Source organism: Bacillus sp. 7705b (assembly GCF_002289525.1).
Classification (GTDB): Bacteria; Bacillota; Bacilli; order Bacillales; family Bacillaceae; genus Bacillus; species Bacillus halotolerans.
Genome location: NZ_NSDH01000078.1, coordinates 1 through 875 on the forward strand (window position 1 = coordinate 1; position 875 = coordinate 875).

The following is an 875-nucleotide window of genomic DNA, read 5'->3' on the forward strand; positions in this document are numbered from 1 at the left end:
CCCTTCGCAGAATGAAGCATGACCGACTGATTCCAGTGGTGTTTGTTCGTGAAATTCTTTTCAAAGAACCAGCGCTGAATCGGCGTCAGGATAACTTCGCCCTCCACCGGGCCTTGGTTTGCCTGTTTGCCTTCGGCACGCTCCACGTATTGTGTCAGTTCTTCAATCGTCGGGTGCTGGAAGAGATCCTTCATTTCCAGCTTCCAGCCGTGCTGGTTCAAGCGGCTCGCCATCTGGATTCCTTTAATAGAATCTCCGCCGAGCGAGAAGAAATTGTCGCCGACACCGACTTCAGAAATACCGAGCACGTCCTGCCAAATGCCGGCAAGCAGCTCTTCCATGTCGGTGGACGGTGCTTTGTATTCTCCGCTTCCTGCTTCGATGTCCGGCTCCGGAAGTGCTTTGCGGTCTACTTTTCCGTTTGCGGTAACCGGAATCTCGTTTAATGTCACCCAGAACGCCGGGATCATGTAGTCCGGCAGGGTTTCCTTCAGTGCTGATTTCAGCGCTTCTATGTCAGCTGTTTCCGGTGTGACATACGCCGCGATCGCTGTATTGCCGCCTTTATCTTTTACAGCTGTCACTGCCGCATCCTGCACCTCAGAAAGCTGGGCCAGCTGCACTTCAATTTCTGACAGCTCGATTCGGTAGCCGCGGACTTTGACCTGCTGGTCGATCCGGCCGATGTATTCGATGCCGCCGCCCGTCCATTTCACCAAATCGCCTGTTTTGTACATGCGTTCACCCGGCACGAACGGATCGGGGACAAACCGCTTCGCGGTTTCGTCTTCCCTGTTCAGATAGCCGCGCGCCAGTCCGCGTCCCGCCACACAAAGCTCTCCGGCCACGCCCTCCGGCTGAACCTGATGGCTTTC

At 55.4% G+C, this 875-nt stretch carries 1 protein-coding gene; it reads right to left on the reverse strand.

The features are described 5' to 3' along the window. A partial coding sequence (locus CJU60_RS21255) for a phosphopantetheine-binding protein (RefSeq protein ID WP_141243816.1) occupies nt 1-875 on the reverse strand: 875 nt, incomplete at both ends.